Source organism: Pantoea sp. Pa-EAmG, assembly GCF_030024295.1.
Classification (GTDB): domain Bacteria; phylum Pseudomonadota; class Gammaproteobacteria; order Enterobacterales; family Enterobacteriaceae; genus Pantoea; species Pantoea dispersa.
In genome coordinates this window covers 15,493-32,928 of record NZ_JASEWO010000010.1, presented here as the reverse complement: position 1 = coordinate 32,928, position 17,436 = coordinate 15,493, and the positions used below count along the sequence as shown (strand labels likewise).

Sequence of the window (17,436 nt, the reverse complement as noted above, 5' to 3'; positions counted from 1 at the left end):
ATGAGCCGGGCCTTAAAATATCGATCTCCCCAGCCGCTCCGTGAGTTTCTCCAGCATGGCGGTGCCGGCCAGCGAGTTACCGGAATGATCCAGCGCCGGTGACCAGACGGCAATACTCATCTCACCGGGAATCACTGCGACAATCCCGCCGCCGACGCCGGATTTAGCCGGCATGCCCACGCGCCAGGCAAACTCTCCGGCGCCGTCGTACATGCCGCTGGTCATCATCAGTGCGTTCACCTGCCGCGCCTGGCGTGCAGAGATCACCGTCCACTCATCATCCAGCGTGCGACCGTGATTGGCGAGATAGAGAAACGTGCGCGCCAGTTCGCTGCAGCTCATCGCCAGCGAGCAGTAGTGAAAGTAGGTTTCCATTACTTTACTGACGTCATTATGAAAGTTGCCAAACGACTTCATCAGCCAGGCAATGGCGGCGTTACGCGCCGAGTGCTCATATTCAGAGCGCGCGACCGCACGGTCATACTGAATGTCCGGCTGCTGTGCCAGACGACGCACAAACTCCAGCATGCGCTGGCGCGGCGCGGTGAGCCGGCTTTCCAGCAAATCGCACATCACCAGCGCGCCGGCGTTAATGAATGGATTGCGCGGTTTTCCCTGTTCCAGTTCAAGCTGCACCAGTGAATTGAATGCCTGGCCGGATGGCTCTTTGCCTACGCGCTGCCAGATCTCGGCGTCCTCGTACAGCGTCAGCGCGACGGTAAGCGACAGGACTTTGGAGATGGACTGGATTGAAAAGCGCGTGCCCGCATCGCCGGCCTGGTAGCTGCGACCATCGGCGGTGGCAATGGCGATGCCCAGTTGATCGGCATCCACGCCGGCCAGCGCCGGGATATAATCTGCCACTTTGCCCTGACGGGTGAGGGGGCGTACGTCCGTGACAATCTCTTCAAGCAATGCATTACTGAGTTCCGACACCTTGTGGCTCCGGGGTGACTAATCCTGGCGCGATCATGGTGATTTGCCGTCGGCGCGTCAATCCACCGCGCAAAATTCTGTGAGCATGCTGCAGCAAGCCTGCACTGCATTGCGGATTTTCTGCGCGTTTTGTTGCGCCCGATCGCAACCCAGCCTGGCGCCCACGCCACATCGCGCGGCCTGAGGTAAAATTATGTTGCGAATGATTGAGTTACCGATCAGGCAATTTTGGTTATGCTAAGCCCAAACTCTTTCCGGCGCAGCCAATGCGCTCAACTGTTGTAATTGAGGATGACGATGTCTGCCTTACCTGATGCCACCGAGCCTGCCAACGCGATGCGCGCCGGGCGCTTTATGCTGCTGCAAAAACTGCTGCGACGCGATAAAACCCCGCTGGCATTGCTGCTGCTGGCCGCGCTGGTCGGTATCCTCACCGGGCTGGTGGGGGTGGCTTTCGATCGCGCGGTCAATTTTATTCTCCACCTGCGGATCGGCTGGCTGACAGAGCGTGCGGATAACCTGGCCATGGCGTTGCTGAGCGCGTTTTTTATCTCGGCGCTGCTGGGCGGCATCGGCTATTTTCTGGTGCGCCGCTTCGCGCCGGAGGCAGGAGGCTCGGGCATTCCGGAAATCGAGGGCGCGCTGGAAGAGCTGCGCCCGGTGCGCTGGTGGCGCGTGCTGCCGGTTAAATTTATCGGCGGCATGGGCGCGCTGGGTTCTGGCATGGTGCTGGGGCGCGAAGGACCCACGGTACAGATTGGCGGCAACATCGGCGGTATGTGCCTCGATCTGTTTCGCGTGCGCGATTCCGAATCGCGTCATACGCTGCTGGCGACCGGTGCCGCGGCGGGGCTTTCGGCGGCGTTCAACGCGCCGCTGGCCGGCATTTTGTTCATTATCGAAGAGATGCGCCCGCAGTTTCGCTATAGCCTGATATCGATAAAAGCGGTGTTTGTTGGCGTGATCATGTCGAGTATTGTCTTTCGCGTGCTCAACGGTAATGAAGCCATCATTAATATCGGTCAGCTGCGTGACGCGCCCACCGAGACGCTGTGGCTCTATCTGGTGCTGGGTGTGCTGTTTGGTGGCTGCGGCGTGGCGTTCAACCGGCTGATATTTCTCGCACAGGACCAGTTTCAGCGCCTGCATCTCGGACGTACCGGGCGCTGGGTGCTGTTCGGTAGCCTGCTGGCCGGACTGTGCGGCATGCTGGGTTTACTGCTGCCGCAGGCGGTGAGCGGCGGAACGACGCTGATTCCGGATTTCGCTACCGGACACTATGGCGCGCTGGCGCTGTTTGCTCTCTTCGCGCTGCGCACGCTAGTCACCATTTGCTGCTTCTCTTCAGGCGCGCCGGGCGGCATTTTTGCGCCCATGCTGACGCTGGGCACGCTGCTGGGCACCTGCTTTGGTCAGCTGAGCGCCGACTGGTTCCCGCATTATCAGCTGGAAGCCGCCACCTTTGCCGTCGCCGGGATGGGCGCGCTGTTCGCCGCCTCGGTGCGCGCGCCGCTTACCGGCATCGTGCTGGTGCTGGAGATGACCAATAACTATCAACTGATTCTGCCGATGATCATCACCTGCCTGGGCGCAACGCTGGCGGCGCAGTTCTTTGGTGGCAAACCGCTTTATTCCTCAATCCTGGCGCGCACCCTGGCCAAAGCACAGCTCACTAACCGCGCCAGCGCCCGGACGGAATAGGTATTATCCCGGCTTATCGAAGCGCGACTAAAGCCGGGTGGAAAGATATCACCTCACGCCCGGCTTTTAACCCATCTGATGCGCTGGCTGAGGCTCCAGAGCATCAGTGCGGCGAGGGCGATGCTGCCGAGCACGGCGAAAGCGACCTGATAAGACCAGGCGGCGGCGATGCTGCCGGTCAGTGCCGGACTGCATGCCGCGCCCACGCCCTGCATCAGCATGACGAAACTCTGGCCGGCATTGGTGTGTCCGCTGCCGTCAAGCACGCTGACGATGTAGCCCGGTACTGCCACGCCCAGCAGCCCGGCGGCCAGACCATCAAGAATCTGTACCGGTACCATCGCATAGGTGCCATCGAACAGGGAGGCGATGCCGGCACGCACCGGCAGCACCACCAGCGCGAGGGTGATCAGCAGCGGGAAACCGAGGCGGCTGGCGTTTCGGGCGGCGAATAACGCCACGGGAATCATCACGCATTGCGAAATCACCACGGTTGCAGCGGTATAAACACCGGGGCTGAGCTGTCCGCTGTGCGTTGCCGCCGCGCGAATGCCCAGCATTGGCAACAGCGCGGCGTTGCCGAGGTGAAACAGCAGCAGCGTCAGGCCGGTAATCAGCAGCACCGGATTGCGCAGCAGGGCAGAGAAACCAGGGAGCTCTGCGGCCTGCTGTCCGGCACCGCCGCGCGCCGCGCGGTCATCGATCGCGTTACGCTGAATGGCGGCCACGGCAAAACATGCGCACAGTGCCATCGCGGTCATCAGAATAAAAACCGCATCGGTGCCCCACAGCCAGACGGCAAACCCGGCAAACAGCGCGGCAGTCATATTGCCGCCATGATTGAACGCCTCGTTTCTACCCATCTGCTGGCTGAACCCCTGAGAGCCGGTCAGGCCGAGGGTGACGCCGGTCAGTAACGGGGCAATAAGAGCGGCCGCGAGGCCGGTAACCACCTGCGAGGCAACCACCACTCCACCGTAAGGAAACCACCACAGCATCAGGGTGGCCAGCGTAATGAGCAGTGAGGCCAGAATCAGCAGCCCTTTTTTATGGTGCGTGGCATCGGTTGCCAGACCCGCCGGCAGCGTAGCCAGCAGACCGGCTAAACCGCCGGCAGTCATCGCCCAGCCAATATCATCCGCTCTCCAGCCATGCTCGGTAAGAAAGATCCCCAGGAAAGGGCCGAGTCCATCCCGCACGTCGGCCATGAAAAAATTGACCAGGCACAACGCCTGGAGAGACCGCAAAGCAGCGGGATGCGCTATCGGATTTGCATTCATGTTGTGATGAAGAAAGAGTGGAGGATGGTGACAAGCATAGAGCAGCAATGTGACATCGTAAATTAGCGCAGCGCGATTGGCGCACCGCTCGTACTGCGCTATACATCGTCCGCCGACTCACGGATAATTTGCTGTCTTACGCCCTTACAGAGATAAGCAATGCTGGAAAATCATCCGTCGCGTGACGCCATCAGGCTGGAGAATGTGCTGGCCGCGCTGGGCAATCCGATGCGCATGGCGGTCGTCGCGCTGCTGGCACAGGGGGAGGAGCGCAGCTGCGGTTCGCTGCTGCATGGCGTATCCAAATCAACCTTAACCCACCACTGGCGGGTACTGCGTGACAGCGGCGTAATCTGGCAAAAACCCTCTGGCCGCGAGAATCTGCTGTCACTGCGGCGCGACGATCTGGACGCGCGCTTTCCCGGTCTGCTTGATGCGCTGCTCAGCGCCGCCGCCGATGATGCCGCCACCCGAAGCGCGCTGCAGGCTTTTCAGCACGCGGAGTAGCGCCCTTTTCGCCGGAGCGGCTGCAATTGCAACAGCCTGGCGACAGCGGCTGCTGCATCCGCAACAGACATTCCTCATCCTCTCATTCAGTTAGCCCGCAAATCAGGCGTTTAATCTCTGCCAGGAACTGGCACGCTCACTGCATAGCCTCTTATAGCCAAAAGCATTAATGAAGATAATTTTCCGTTAGTCCAGCTATAAGAAGTCTCAGGAGAAACCTATGTCACAGGTAAAACCGCTGCAGTTTGCTTACTGGGTACCTAATGTTTCAGGTGGTTTAGTCATCAGTCAGATCGAGCAGCGCACGCGCTGGGACGCGGAGTACAACCGTGAACTGGCGAAAATCGCTGAACGCGCTGGCTTCGATTATGCCCTGACGCAGATTCGCTTCACCGCTGGCTATGGCGCTGATAATCAGCACGAATCAGTCACCTTCTCTCAGGATCTGCTGAGCCACACCACAAAACTCAAAGTGATTGCCGCGCTGCTGCCGGGGCCGTGGAACCCGACGCTGGCGGCGAAGCAGATCGCCACCATCAGCCATCTTTACGGTCCGCGCATCGCGGTGAACATTGTCAGCGGCTGGTTTCGCGGCGAGTTCAAAGCGATTGGTGAACCCTGGCTCGATCACGAAGAGCGCTATCTGCGTTCGGAAGAGTTCATTCGCTGCCTGCGCGGCATCTGGCGTGAAAGCAGCTTCAGCTTCGCCGGGGATTTTTATCGCTTCCGCGACTACGCGCTCAAGCCGAAACCACTCGATCCGCTACCGGAAATTTTCCAGGGCGGCAGCTCGCGCGCCGCGCGCGACATGGCGTCACGGGTGTCTGACTGGTACTTCACCAACGGCAACACGCCTCAGGGCGTACGGCAGCAGGTAGACGATATCCGCGCCAAAGCCGCCGTCAATCAGCACGCCGTTAAAATCGGCCTGAATGGTTTTGTCATCGCCCGCGAGAGCGAACAGGAAGCCCAGGCGGTGCTGCAGGAGATCATCGCCAAAGCCAATCCGGATGCAGTGAAAGGCTTCCAGCATGAGGTGAAAAATGCCGGCAGCGCGTCGCCGGAAGGCGAGGGCAACTGGGCCAAATCCTCCTTCGAGGATCTGGTGCAATACAACGACGGTTTCAAAACCAATCTGATTGGCACCCCGCAGCAAATTGCTGAGCGCATCATGGAGCAGAAACGCGCTGGCGTGGATTTACTGCTGCTGGCGTTTCTGCATTTCCATGAAGAGGTGGAGTTCTTTGGGCGTGAAGTTATCCCACGCGTGCGCGAACTGGAACGACAGGAGGCGCTTAACGCCGTCACGGTCTGAGGTCAGATAGCGCGGTCGCGTCCGGCCAGCAGCGCCATCGCCATTTGCAGCGCGCTTACCGCCAACAGCATCAGCAGCGGGAGCTGCCAGCTGCTGCTGACATCATGCAGCATGCCGAAGCACAGCGGTCCCAGCGCCGCCAGCCCGTAACCCACGCACTGCGCCATGCCGGAGAGTTTCGAGGCCTGGCGATGGTCCCGGGTGCGTAAATTAAACAGTGACAGGCTGATCAGCAGCGAGGCGCCCGCACCGAGGCCTGCCAGAATCAGCCACAACAGCGACCATGCGGGTGCCAGCAGCAGGCCGGTCACCGCGATGAAGATCGACAGCGAAGCCAGCAGCCCGATCAGACGCTGATCGCGCAGCTGCTTCAGCGCCCGCATACAGGCCAGATTGGAGGCGATCGCCACGATTTGATAGATGAACAACATGCCGCCCGCCTGCAGCTGACTGATGCCATTATCCTGTGCGAACGGGGTAAACCAGCCAATCAGGGTATAAAACAGCAGCGACTGGCTGGCCATGAACAGCGACACCTGCCAGCCAATCGCGGAACGCCACGGCGAACGCGTTACGGTGACCTCTGTCGCGCGCTGCGCATGCGTCACGGGATTTTTCAGCTGCGGCAGCCATGCCAGCAGCGCGATCAGCGCCGGAATCAGCCAGACCGCCAGCGACAGACGCCAGCCGGCGCTGCTGAGTTCGGCCAGCGGCACGGCCACGCCGGAAGCGATGCTGGCGGTGATGCCCATGGTCATGGCATACAGCCCGATATAACGTGCGGTGTGCGCGGTGTAATCCCGCTTAATCAGCGGCGGCAGCAGGACGTTGGCCGCCGCGATCCCGCTACTGAGAATCAGCGTACCCAGCCACAGTGCCGTTTCGCTGCCGCTGATTCGCAGCAGTGAACCCAGGACGATCAGGAGTAACGCCCCCCACAGACTGCGCTCCAGGCCAAAGCGATTGCCAAACCAGGCGGCTGGCGGTGCCAGCGTGGCGAACATCAGCAGCGGTAAAAAGTTAATCACGCCGGCAGCGCTGGCGCTCAGGCCAAATGTCAGGCGAATATTTTCCAGTACCGGCCCGGTGGCGGTGATGGGCGTGCGTAAGTTGGCGGCGGTGAGTAACAGCAGCAGCAGGAAAAAGCCGGAACGACGCAGGGCAGAATCAGCAGATAAAGCGGTATGGGTCATGTTTGCGCACCATAGAAATGAGGCAGAAAGTCTCTGCATATGGTGCGTTGATTGACGTTAACGCGTACGCAGCAGCCTGGACCGCTGAACAGCTGGCTATACTAGCCAGCTGTTAGAACGATGTAAAGCAGACCCACCCGGCCGCCATGCAGGATAACCTTCTTGCCGCTTTGCTTGTCTGACGGTGACAGCACGCATCTGTGACCTGGCTGGTATTTACGCTGCCGGTGCGTTTTTTTGCCGGGGACTTGCGCCTTTCGCTATCCACGTCCACCTTTATACTCTCACTCTTCGCAAATGGACCAATGATGCTCTGGTTATGGAATGCGCTTATCCTGCTGGCTACCGTGATACTGATGGAGATCGTCGCGGCGCTGTCGCATAAATACATTATGCATGGCTGGGGATGGGGCTGGCATTTGTCGCATCATGAACCGCATGAGAGCAAATTTGAGCTCAACGACCTGTATGCCGTGGTGTTTGCGCTGTTGTCGATTGGCCTGATTTGGCTGGGTGTCAACGGTGTCTGGCCGCTGCAGTGGATTGGCGCTGGCATGACGACTTATGGCGCGCTCTATTTTATGGTGCATGACGGCCTGGTCCATCAGCGCTGGCCGTTCCGCTACATTCCGCGTAAAGGTTATCTGAAGCGGTTGTATATGGCGCACCGCATGCATCATGCGGTGCGGGGACGTGAGGGCTGCGTTTCCTTTGGCTTTCTTTACGCCCCGCCGCTGCACAAGCTGCAGGCGACGCTGCGCCAGCGCCATGGGCGTCGTGTCAACGCGGACGCTGCCACAGACCGGCAGGACGCGCCTGGGGATGAGCAAGGCGCGAAGTAAGCGCGACGCCGGCACCTTTCACCAGCAGCGCCAGCTTTTCGCCTTTACTGGTACGCTGGCGCGCATCCCACGCCCGGGCACCGGCATGCTGCACTTTTACGCCAATTTCCCGATAGACGCCGCGCGCGGTGGCGATCGCCCACGCCGAACGGAGCGGCAGTCCGGGTAGCCCGCTGCGCGCTGACTGATAGTAAGGTTCAGCCTCGCGCACCAGACGCGCCGCCAGCGGGGCCAGCGCTGCGCGATGTTGCGGATCGGCAAGCTGAGCGGCGCTCAGTCCGGCCTCATCCAGCCAGCTTTGTGGCAGATAGCAACGGCCATTCTCCGCGTCCTCAACGATATCCCGTGCGATATTGGTCAGCTGAAACGCCAGACCCAAATCACAGGCGTGATCGAGTACGCGCTCATCACGTACGCCCATCACGCGCGCCATCATTAACCCCACCACGCCGGCCACGTGATAGCAGTAACGCAGCGTGTCCCCGAAACACGCGTAACGTTCTTCACGCGCATCCATCGCAAACCCTTCCAGATGATCAAACGCCAGCTGCTGGGGAAGCTGATGCGTCAGCGCCACTTCCTGAAAGGCACGAAACGCCGGTTCATCCATGTGGGCACCGCTGTAGGCGCGGCGGGTTTCGATTTGCAGGTGGCGCATCCGCGCCTGGGCATCCGCCACCGCGTGCTGCGTGCCGCCTTCGCCCAGCGTCTGACCATCTATCACATCGTCACAGTGACGACACCATGCGTACAGCATCAGCGTACTGCGGCGCGTTGGAGGATCAAACAGCCGGGTAGCGCTGGCGAAACTTTTGGAGCCCTGCGCCATGGTTTGGGTGACCTGCTCAATCAGCGGCGGTTGGTTCATCCGGTCAGATCCTCCACCATCAACTGGGCGGTCGCTTTCGCGGAGCCGATCACGCCTGGCACACCGGCACCGGGATGCGTGCCAGCCCCCACCAGATAAAGGTTAGTGATGTCGGCATCGCGGTTATGCGGCCGGAACCAGGCACTTTGCGTCAAAATGGGTTCGAGCGAAAACGCTGAGCCCTGATGCGCGTGCAGCGTGTCGCGAAAATCAAACGGCGTAAACATACGGTGTGTCACTAACTGCTGTCGCAGACCCGGCATATAGTGCTCCTCCAGATAAGCAAAAATGCGATCGCGCAAGCGCGGTCCTTCCTGTTGCCAGTCAATTGCGGCGGTACCGAGATGCGGCACCGGCGCCAGCACGTAAAAACTGCCGCAGCCTGCCGGTGCCAGCGACGGATCGCTGGAGCAGGGCGCGTGCAGATACAGCGAGAAATCTTCCGCCAGCTGGCTGCTATTGAAGATCTCATCGATCAATTCACGATAGCGCGGACCAAAGCACACGGTGTGGTGCGCCAGCTGCGGGTGGGCATGATTAAGACCAAAATAGAGAACAAACAGCGAGTTGCTCATCCGCTTGCGCTTCAGCGTCGCCGCGCGTTTACGCGCCGCAGGGTGCTGGCTCAACAGGCGATCGTAGGTATGCACCACGTCAGCATTTGACGCAACGGCGGCGGCGGCAAAACGGCGCCCATCCTTCAGCTGGACACCGCTGATGCGGTTACCCTCGGTCTCCAGCTGGCTGACTTCGGCGTTGAGCAGCAATTCACCGCCCAAATCGCGAAACAGTCGCGCCATGCCATCAACCAGCGCACCGGTACCGCCGCGCGGAAACCACACGCCCCATTCGCGCTCCAGTGCGTGAATTAAGGTATAGATCGAAGACGTTGCAAAAGGATTACCGCCGACCAGCAACGAGTGAAAGGAAAAAGCCTGGCGCAGATGATCGTCCTGAATAAATTTCGCCACCATGCTGTAGACACTGCGCCAGGCCTGCAGCCGACCCAGCTGTGGCCCGGCACGCAGCATGTCGCGGAAATGCAGAAAAGGCACGGTGCCAAGTTTCAGATAGCCCTCACGAAACACATCCTGTGAATAGGCCAGAAACTGGCGGTAACCGGCGACATCCTGCGGGTTAAAGGTGGCAATCTGCTGCTCGAGCTGTGTCTGGTTGTTGTCGTAGTCCAGCTGCCTGCCGTCTTCCCAGCACAGGCGATAAAACGGCGTCACCGGCATCAGGTCGACATAATCACTGAGTTGCTTGCCTGCCAGCGTAAACAGCGCCTCGATAGCGCTGGGATCGGTAATCACCGTCGGACCGGCATCAAAGGTAAAACCCTGATCCTGATAAACATAGGCGCGCCCGCCGGGCTTATCGCGCTGTTCCAGCAGCGTGACCGGCACGCCGGCCGCTTGCAGACGAATCGCCAGCGCCAGGCCACCGAAGCCTGCGCCAATCACATAGGTGCGTTTCATTATTTCTTCCCTGGTAACGGAGAGGTCATCATCAATGCGCGCAGCGCTTCGCCGAGAGGGACCGGCGGTTTGCCGCACAGAATGCGTGCTTTATCGCTGAGGCGCAGTTGCCCGGCGTAAAAGCGGCTAATCAATCCGGCGTCAAGCCGGTAAAAACGCTGCATTACGCGCCAGCGCTGTTCAGGCCGTCCGGCAAGAAACAGCATGCGATTTAACAGACGGAAAAAGCGCTGCTCGCGCCAGTGCTGACGGGCAAAGGATTCGATGCAGTGGCTCAGCGTGTGGGCATCGGCGGGCAGCGTGCTGGCAATCTTCTCCGCCAGCGCCACTGCCGCAGGCAGCGAGTAACCGGTGGTGGCGTGAAACAGTCCGGCGCGCAGCCCGCTGCACGGTTGTCCGTGCTGCTGTTGCCAGAACTGATCGATATCGCCGCTGAGCGTGATCGGCAGCGAGCCGTGCTCCTCGCGCAGCAGCTGGCGCAGATTCCAGCCGCGCTGGTGGGCATAGTCCGTGATGTGCCGGCGCGCCTGTGCGGCATCCAGCGTGGCATGGTTGATATAATGGGTATCTTCAATCAGTAGACGGCTGGCACTGAGCGGCAGGGTGTAAACAAAGCGATAACCCTGCTGCTGATCGACGCTGGCGTCCATCAATATTGGCTGCTGCAGGCCATGCGGCGCGGCCAACTGCCACTCCTGACCGACAAATGCCTGATAGCCGAGCTGCAGATGCGGTGTCGGCTGCAGCCCGCGTCCGTCAATCACCGCCTGCGCCTGTAACATCCCGCCATCCGCCAGTCTGACCCCGGTGGGCGAGACCTCGCTGACCGGCGCTGCGGTGCGTAGCGCGGCACCGAGCACCTGCTGCAAGTGCCGGGCAAAATCCTCCGAGGCAATGGAGCAATATTCACCATCCATCTGGCGACGCAGGGTGGGGAAGCGTACCTGATAACCGGGCCAGCGCGCCGAAAGCAGCGGTTCGAGCCAGCGGAACTGCGCTTCGCTGACGTCTTCGCGATGGAACGACCAGGTATGATTGCCGGCCGGCTTCGCCTCACTCTCCAGCAGCAAAACCTTAAGTGCGGGCTGCAGCTGGCGTAAACGCAGCGCAATCAGCCCGTTAGCCAGGCCGGCACCGACCAGAATGACATCGTAAGGTGCGCGCATCAGGTGGCCTCCGCCAGCACGATTTGCTGCTGACACAGCGCCTGCTCGACAATATCCGCCGCGCGCGTACAGCCACCGGCCCGCTGCAGCTGCGCCTGAATGGCTGACATGCGCAGACGATAGCGATCGTCACTCAGCAACTGTTGCAGGTGGTGCTCCAGCTGCGCGACGCGGCTGAAACGTGAGGCGCGCCGGCCGACGCCGTGCCACTCAATACGTGCCGCCACGCCGGGCTGATCGAAGGCGATCGGCAGCGCCAGCATCGGCGTGCCACACTCCAGTGCTTCCAGCGCACTGTTCAGACCGGCGTGAGTGATAAACAGTTGCGCATGCTGCAGCGCCGCCCGCTGATCCACAAAATCGGTTACCCACGCAGCCCCGGCCAGTCTCAGCTGATGTGCCTGGCTGGCGGTCAACCCGCCACAGTGTGCCACCACCAGCGACAGCTGCTGATTGCGGCAGGCCTGAGCCAGATGCAGAAACAGGCGAAAACGATGCCCCTGTAGCGTGCCCAGCGAGGCATACACCACCGGCTGGCGCAGCGCTGGCCAGGGAGCGGCGAGCGCGCCGCTAGCGACCTGGGTCCGCAGCGGGCCCACGCTGTGATAGCAGGCTGGCAGTTGCTGACGTGGAAAATCAAAAGCGGGCACCAGCTGACTGATTTGCGCCAGCGGCGACAGACACTGATGTAAGCCATGGCGTTCGGGCAGGCCGAAGATGCGCGCATGACGAGCAATTACAGCGCCATGACGACGCATGATGCGGTCGTAGATGTCGCTGCTGGCCTGATAGCGCTGCAGCGCTTTCTCATCCTGAGCAAAGCGAAAGGGCATTACCGCCAGCGGAATGGCCGCTTCACGATTGACCGGCAGCGCGCAGGCCACCGACACGAACGGCAGCCGTAACGCCTCTGCCACCAGACCGCCAGCCGCTTCCATTTGGTCGGCAATCACACCATCGACCTGCAGCCGTTTCAGCACCGCGGGCAGTTCACGGCACAGCATATCGGTGGTGCTGGCCAGATCGTGAATCACGCGAAACAGCGACAGCCCGCCCGGTGCGGCCAGCCGCCTGAGTTCGCTGGAGAGCGATCCGGCAGGATGCGTGCGCTCGCCGACGGCCACAAAGGCAATACGCTCGTCGCTCAGCAAGGTGCGTGCATCGCTTTGCTGAATAAAGGTGATGCGGTGTCCGCGCGCCAGCAGCGTTTGCGCCAGCGCCTGCAATGCGTGAAAGTGGCTGTAGAGCGGTGGCGCAATAACGGCAAAATGCCCCATAGGTATGACCGGCTTCAGTTAAACATCGCCAGCTGTTGATTAAACAGGGCGTGCATATATTGGCGGGTGGCGACACCGCGATGGCAGGCACAGGCAAGGTGTGCATCGGCACTGCTTAAATGGTCGCGCAGACGACGTTCAGCCCCTTCCGGACCCAGCATCTGCACCAGAGTGGATTTGCCCTGATCCTGATGACAGTCCTTGCCGGTGTGTTTAGAGCCATCTGCCAGGTCGTCCAGTAACTGGAATGCCTGACCTAAATCCTGCGCAAAATAGCTTAAACGCTGACGCACCTGCACTGACGCATCGGCCGCAATCGCCGCCATCTGCAGCGTGGCGCGAAACAGGACGCTGGTTTTCAGTTCGTTGGTCAGGGTGATGGCTTCCGGACTGCGGCTGTGTGCGCCGTCATGCAGATCCTGGAACTGACCCTGAACCAGTCCCTGCAGGCCCACGGCAGAGGAGAGCTCGGCAATGGCTTCGGCTTTGTGCGTTGCCGGCAGACCCGGCGCGAGTGCAATCACCTCAAAGGCGCGGCTGAGTAGCGCGACCGCTGCCAGGATCGCCACGTTTTCCCCATATTCACAGTGGATTGCCGGGCGCCCACGTCGCATCCGGGCGTTATCCATTGATGGAATGTCGTCAAGGATCAGTGAGGCGGCGTGCACCATTTCGACTGCACAGGCAAGATCAAGGATGCCCTGCTGCGCCACGTCACAGCCCATATCGCGTGCTGCCAGCAGCAGCAAGAGCGGACGAATACGTTTGCCCGGTGCCAGCGTGCCGGCACGCATGGCAGCCCGAACGCGATCGGCCTGCTGCCCGGCAGGCAATAAATGTTCAAGATGAGCCTGCAATGCGTGATGCAACTGAAGGAGATCGCTTTCCTGGCTTGCTGTGGTATCGACATGGGCGGTCATAGCGGCTTTCCATGGTTAGTTAAATTCTTGTGCTTTTTCAATTAACCGTAGACCCGGTAAGGGGAGTGCGCCAGCGAGCGAAGCGACTTTAACGCACCGTCACGCTTTTTTTATTTATTGAATAATCTGAGAAGTAATTCCTATGACCCTCAGGCCAGTTTTCGCTGCGGTGGCTGCTATGATGACGGGCAATCAGAGGAGACAGCTATGACGACGCAAAAAGTGGCGGTAATCGGTGCGGGTGTGATCGGTCTTGCCGTGGCGTGGGCGCTGGCAAGGCAGGGCGCGCAGGTGACCCTCTTTGACCGGCAACACATGGGCGCGGGCACCAGCAGCACCACATTTGCCTGGGTGAACTCGAACGGCAAACAGCCTGCCAGCTATCACCGCCTCAATGCGCTGGCGATGGAGGAGCATATCCGGCTGCAGCTGACGCAGACCAATGGCGTGCGCTGGCTGGAACCTTGTGGCACCTGGGAGTGGGCCGGCGCGGGTGAAGCCGAACAGCAACTGCAGCAGCGTGCCACCGCCTTGCAGGCCGCTGGCTATGCGGCACGGCAAAGGACGCTGGCCGAGCTGCAGCAGGAAATTCCTGAACTGCGCGCGTCTGCGGTGCACGGCAGCATCTGGCATTTTCCAACGGAATCGGTGCTCTATCCGGCGCTGTATCTGGCACGGCTGTGGTCAGAGGCGCAGGCGCACGGCGCGGTACTGCATCAGCATCAGGCGATTCAGCACATCAGTGAAAATGCGGAAGGCGTGACGGTGCAGCTGGAGCAGGGTGAGCAGTGGCAGGGTGATCGTCTGGTGCTGGCGACCGGACGCTGGGCCAATCAGCTGCTGCATACGCTTGGTCTGGAACTGGCGCTGATTGACACCAGCAAGCCTGATGCAGTGGCCTGCAGCTTTCTGGCGCGCACCGCACCGCAGCCGTTATCGCTTGGCACCAACCTGATTTCTCCGCAGCTGAACGTGCGGCCGGACGGCGGCGGGCGGTTACTGTTACAGGCGCTGGATCTCGATCATCTGGCCGATCCGGGCGCGCCGCCGTCGACTCATGGTGCCATTGCCGATCAGTTTCGTGAGCGCTACCGTGCGCTGTTTGCCACGGCTGGTGCGTTGCAGATCGAGCAGATTGTCGTCGGGCAGCGGGCGCGTCCGGCTGATGGCTTGCCGGCACTGGGCTTTGTCACCCCGCATCAGCGCGTGTATGTCGCGGTGACGCACAGTGGCATCACGCTGTCACCGTTGATTGGCCGGCTGGTGGCGCAAGAACTGAGCGGCGACAGTCCCAGCGACCTGCTGAAAGAGTTCCGGCCACAACGGCTGATCGGCAAAACCGCCAGCGCATTTGCACCGATTCGGCGAAACTTTCCTGCGGCACAGTGAGCGAAGCGATGGTGCAGACCACAGGGTAGCGGGTTGATTAATTTTTAACCTGAATTAAGGCGTAGGCTGATCGCGATCAAAAAAACATCAGCCGGGCTGCTCAACCATGGAAGGCGAAACATAAGCCAAATGGAGGTGAGTATGCGTACCACCCTGATGACGCTGCCGCAGATGGCGCATTACCTTGATATCCCCTGTACCACGCTGGCGCGTGCTATGTGTAATCGTGGCACGCTGGAAAAATTGCCGCTGCCGGCGGCGGTTGATGACAGCCTGCCGCTCTCCTCTCGCTGCTGGTCACGCGAAGAGGTCAGGCAGTTTCGCCATCGGCTCCAGCGCCGCCGCCATCAGCGCTAAGCGAATCCAGCCGGTCGTCCTGACCGGCTGAATATCAGGCAGCGACACCATTCGGCCGTGCAGCGACATGACCGGCCCACAGGCTGGCAACCCACTTCACACCTTTCGCGGTAAACCGTGCCTGCGAAAAAGCATGCTGGTTTTCACCCATTCCGCTGCGCAGCGCAAAATAGCCAGCTTGCAGATGGTGCTGCTGTGGCGTCAGCGCACCTTTGTCACGGTACATAATGTTGCGCTCAAGCAGAAACTGCCGAAACTCCGGCTCTTTCACCTTGAGCATTTTGCACAGCTGGCGGAAACCCAGCGACTCATGCACATCCACAAATCGATCAAAGAATTCTGCCTTTGGGGCCGTCAGCGCCAGTTGCTGTTCCGCCGCACGGCGTTGCTCAAACTGTTCTGCCCAGGCACGTGCCGCTTCCGCCGGATTGGTGAAGTCGGGCAGATGGGTGAATTTTTCCCGCTCCTGCCAGCGGTCCAGCAGTTCGGCGGTAAAGCCAGGGGAAAGACGAGCAACCGCCAGCAGCGAGTCACGTTTATTCAGCTGAAACTCCTGACGTGTCTCACCTTCATGCTCGTAATGATTCACCGTGACAGGCTGGGAAAGGCGCTGCGCGGTTTCCAGGCTTTTAATCAGGCGCTTCACTTCGCCATGCGTGATGCCGGTTATTCTGGCAATTTCACGGCTGCTCATCAGCAGAGTTGCGTTGAGAGCAGCAAGACTTTCCGTTGAGATCATCATCAGTATCACCTCTTACAAACGTGGAACAGTCCATCAGACTGCTGGATAAGTATACAATATACTGTTTGCATATCCAGTATTATTTTTAGCCGTTACTTTAAGAAATGCCTCTCTGCGAGATATCGCACAAAGCGCAACTGCGCCGGACCCCGCTCTGCACCCGATACCGATACGCTTGCCTATTCGACTATTACTACCAGGCTTAAGCGATTCAGGTTAAATAAAGACAACCTTTCGTTACGCTTATTTATGAGGAGCTGATTATGAAAGCGTTAACTTATCATGGCCCACATCGGGTGCGCGTTGAAACTGTTCCTGACCCGATTTTAGAGCAGCCGGACGACATTATTTTACGCGTCACCGCGACGGCAATTTGCGGCTCCGACTTACATCTTTATCGCGGAAAAATTCCCGGTACCGATCACGGTGATATATTTGGTCACGAATTTATGGGTGAAGTGGTCGAAGCGGGGAGTGAGGTTACCAATGTGAAAATTGGCGATCGCGTTGTGGTGCCCTTTGTTATTGCCTGTGGCGACTGTTTCTTTTGTCATCTGCATCAGTATGCGGCCTGTGAAAATACCAATAGCGGGCGCGGTGCTATTTTAAACAAGAAAAATATTACCCCGCCTGCAGCGTTATTTGGCTATAGCAAACTGTACGGTGGCGTGCCGGGCGGCCAGGCGGAATATGTACGGGTGCCAAAAGCCAATGTCGGGCCGTTTAAAGTGCCGCTGGCGCTACCGGATGAGAAAGTGCTGTTTCTCTCCGATATCCTGCCCACCGCCTGGCAGGCAGTGCAAAATGCCGGACTTGATAAAGGCTCCAGCGTCGCCATTTTTGGCGCTGGCCCGGTCGGGTTACTGAGCGCCGCCTGCGCGCGCCTGGCAGGCGCGGAAGAGATCTTTATGATTGACCACAACGCTTATCGACTGGAATTTGCCCGCCAGCGCTATGGGGTTACGCCGATCAATTTTGATGAAATCGACGATCCTGCTGGCTGGATCATTGATCATACCCAAGGCCACCGGGGCGTTGATGCGGTAATCGATGCGGTAGGTTTTGAAGCCAAGGGCAGCCTGACGGAAACGGTGATGAGTAATCTGAAGCTGGAGGGCAGCAGCGGGAAGGCGCTGCGGCAGTGTATTGCGGCAGTGCGCCGTGGCGGTGTGGTCAGCGTGCCGGGCGTGTATGCCGGCTTTATCCACGGCTTCCTGTTTGGCGATGCATTCGATAAAGGACTGACGTTTAAAATGGGCCAGACGCATGTGCAGGCCTATTTACCGCGCCTGCTGTCGCTGATTGAGCAAGGGCTGCTGACGCCGGAAGAGATTGTGACGCACCATATGCCGCTGGAAGAGGCCGCGCGCGGCTATGAAATCTTTGAAAAACGCAAAGAGGATTGCCGCAAAGTGATTCTGGTGCCCGGTATGGCCAGTACCACGCCGGCGGCCTGAGTGCTGAC

Annotated in this window: 16 protein-coding genes; 7 read left to right on the top strand and 9 right to left on the bottom strand. The window is 59.8% G+C overall.

The annotated features are described in order from the left end of the window. Nucleotides 1-12: 12 nt before the first annotated feature. Entirely contained in the window at nucleotides 13-936 is a 924-nt protein-coding gene (glsB, locus tag QMM04_RS02840) for a glutaminase B (protein ID WP_282954467.1), read from the bottom strand. 336 nt (nucleotides 937-1,272) lie between these two features. On the opposite strand from glsB, the gene clcA reads away from it, so the two are divergent. After that, entirely contained in the window at nucleotides 1,273-2,637 is a 1,365-nt protein-coding gene (gene clcA, locus QMM04_RS02835; RefSeq protein ID WP_058770387.1) for a H(+)/Cl(-) exchange transporter ClcA, read from the top strand. Between the two features lie 53 nt (nucleotides 2,638-2,690). Here the strand turns inward: clcA and QMM04_RS02830 are convergent, their stop codons facing one another. Beyond that, nucleotides 2,691-3,917 (bottom strand): MFS transporter, encoded by a 1,227-nt coding sequence (locus tag QMM04_RS02830; RefSeq protein WP_104187590.1) that lies wholly within the window; start codon nucleotides 3,915-3,917, stop codon nucleotides 2,691-2,693. 159 nt (nucleotides 3,918-4,076) lie between these two features. On the opposite strand from QMM04_RS02830, the gene QMM04_RS02825 reads away from it, so the two are divergent. After that, the gene (locus QMM04_RS02825) at nucleotides 4,077-4,424 is read left to right on the top strand and encodes a helix-turn-helix domain-containing protein (RefSeq protein ID WP_262258336.1); all 348 of its coding nucleotides are present in this window, start codon (nucleotides 4,077-4,079) and stop codon (nucleotides 4,422-4,424) included. Between the two features lie 220 nt (nucleotides 4,425-4,644). Continuing rightward, the gene (gene sfnG, locus QMM04_RS02820) at nucleotides 4,645-5,739 is read left to right on the top strand and encodes a dimethylsulfone monooxygenase SfnG (protein ID WP_021508881.1); all 1,095 of its coding nucleotides are present in this window, start codon (nucleotides 4,645-4,647) and stop codon (nucleotides 5,737-5,739) included. A 2-nt stretch (nucleotides 5,740-5,741) separates the two neighbouring features. On the opposite strand, the gene QMM04_RS02815 is transcribed toward sfnG, so the two are convergent. Further along, nucleotides 5,742-6,932: an MFS transporter gene (locus tag QMM04_RS02815; RefSeq protein WP_262258335.1), complete on the bottom strand. Its 1,191-nt coding sequence runs from the start codon at nucleotides 6,930-6,932 to the stop codon at nucleotides 5,742-5,744. Nucleotides 6,933-7,240: 308 nt separating this feature from the next. Between QMM04_RS02815 and QMM04_RS02810 the strand changes: the two genes are divergently transcribed. Next, nucleotides 7,241-7,774, top strand: a complete 534-nt coding sequence (locus QMM04_RS02810) for a sterol desaturase family protein (RefSeq protein WP_022547228.1) — start codon at nucleotides 7,241-7,243, stop codon at nucleotides 7,772-7,774. Here QMM04_RS02810 and crtB read toward each other — a convergent pair. From crtB to QMM04_RS02785, 5 genes are read right to left on the bottom strand one after another with little or no spacing between them, the layout of a single operon-like run. Continuing rightward, nucleotides 7,713-8,642: a 15-cis-phytoene synthase CrtB gene (crtB, locus tag QMM04_RS02805; protein ID WP_059009308.1), complete on the bottom strand. Its 930-nt coding sequence runs from the start codon at nucleotides 8,640-8,642 to the stop codon at nucleotides 7,713-7,715. The genes QMM04_RS02810 and crtB overlap by 62 nt on opposite strands. After that, on the bottom strand, nucleotides 8,639-10,120 hold the full coding sequence (locus tag QMM04_RS02800) for a phytoene desaturase (RefSeq protein ID WP_132463314.1): 1,482 nt from the start codon (nucleotides 10,118-10,120) through the stop codon (nucleotides 8,639-8,641). The genes crtB and QMM04_RS02800 overlap by 4 nt, the downstream gene beginning before the upstream one ends. Further along, nucleotides 10,120-11,286 carry a lycopene beta-cyclase CrtY gene (crtY, locus tag QMM04_RS02795; protein WP_282995599.1) on the bottom strand — a complete coding sequence of 389 codons (1,167 nt, stop codon included), beginning with the start codon at nucleotides 11,284-11,286 and terminating at the stop codon, nucleotides 10,120-10,122. The genes QMM04_RS02800 and crtY overlap by 1 nt, the downstream gene beginning before the upstream one ends. Next, nucleotides 11,286-12,563 (bottom strand): glycosyltransferase, encoded by a 1,278-nt coding sequence (locus QMM04_RS02790; RefSeq protein ID WP_282995598.1) that lies wholly within the window; start codon nucleotides 12,561-12,563, stop codon nucleotides 11,286-11,288. Before QMM04_RS02790 ends, crtY begins: the two co-directional genes overlap by 1 nt. A gap of 14 nt (nucleotides 12,564-12,577) precedes the next feature. Beyond that, complete coding sequence (locus QMM04_RS02785) at nucleotides 12,578-13,483, bottom strand: polyprenyl synthetase family protein (RefSeq protein WP_022547229.1); 906 nt, start codon at nucleotides 13,481-13,483, stop codon at nucleotides 12,578-12,580. A 207-nt stretch (nucleotides 13,484-13,690) separates the two neighbouring features. On the opposite strand from QMM04_RS02785, the gene QMM04_RS02780 reads away from it, so the two are divergent. Next, nucleotides 13,691-14,872 (top strand): FAD-binding oxidoreductase, encoded by a 1,182-nt coding sequence (locus tag QMM04_RS02780; protein WP_058781044.1) that lies wholly within the window; start codon nucleotides 13,691-13,693, stop codon nucleotides 14,870-14,872. Nucleotides 14,873-15,013: 141 nt separating this feature from the next. Further along, nucleotides 15,014-15,229 (top strand): hypothetical protein, encoded by a 216-nt coding sequence (locus tag QMM04_RS02775; RefSeq protein WP_021508891.1) that lies wholly within the window; start codon nucleotides 15,014-15,016, stop codon nucleotides 15,227-15,229. A 34-nt stretch (nucleotides 15,230-15,263) separates the two neighbouring features. Here the strand turns inward: QMM04_RS02775 and QMM04_RS02770 are convergent, their stop codons facing one another. Then, nucleotides 15,264-15,971 (bottom strand): phage antirepressor KilAC domain-containing protein, encoded by a 708-nt coding sequence (locus QMM04_RS02770; RefSeq protein ID WP_021508892.1) that lies wholly within the window; start codon nucleotides 15,969-15,971, stop codon nucleotides 15,264-15,266. Nucleotides 15,972-16,234: 263 nt separating this feature from the next. Here QMM04_RS02770 and QMM04_RS02765 point away from each other — a divergent pair, with 263 nt between their 5' ends. Next, entirely contained in the window at nucleotides 16,235-17,428 is a 1,194-nt protein-coding gene (locus QMM04_RS02765) for a zinc-dependent alcohol dehydrogenase (protein WP_021508893.1), read from the top strand. Nucleotides 17,429-17,436 lie beyond the last annotated feature (8 nt).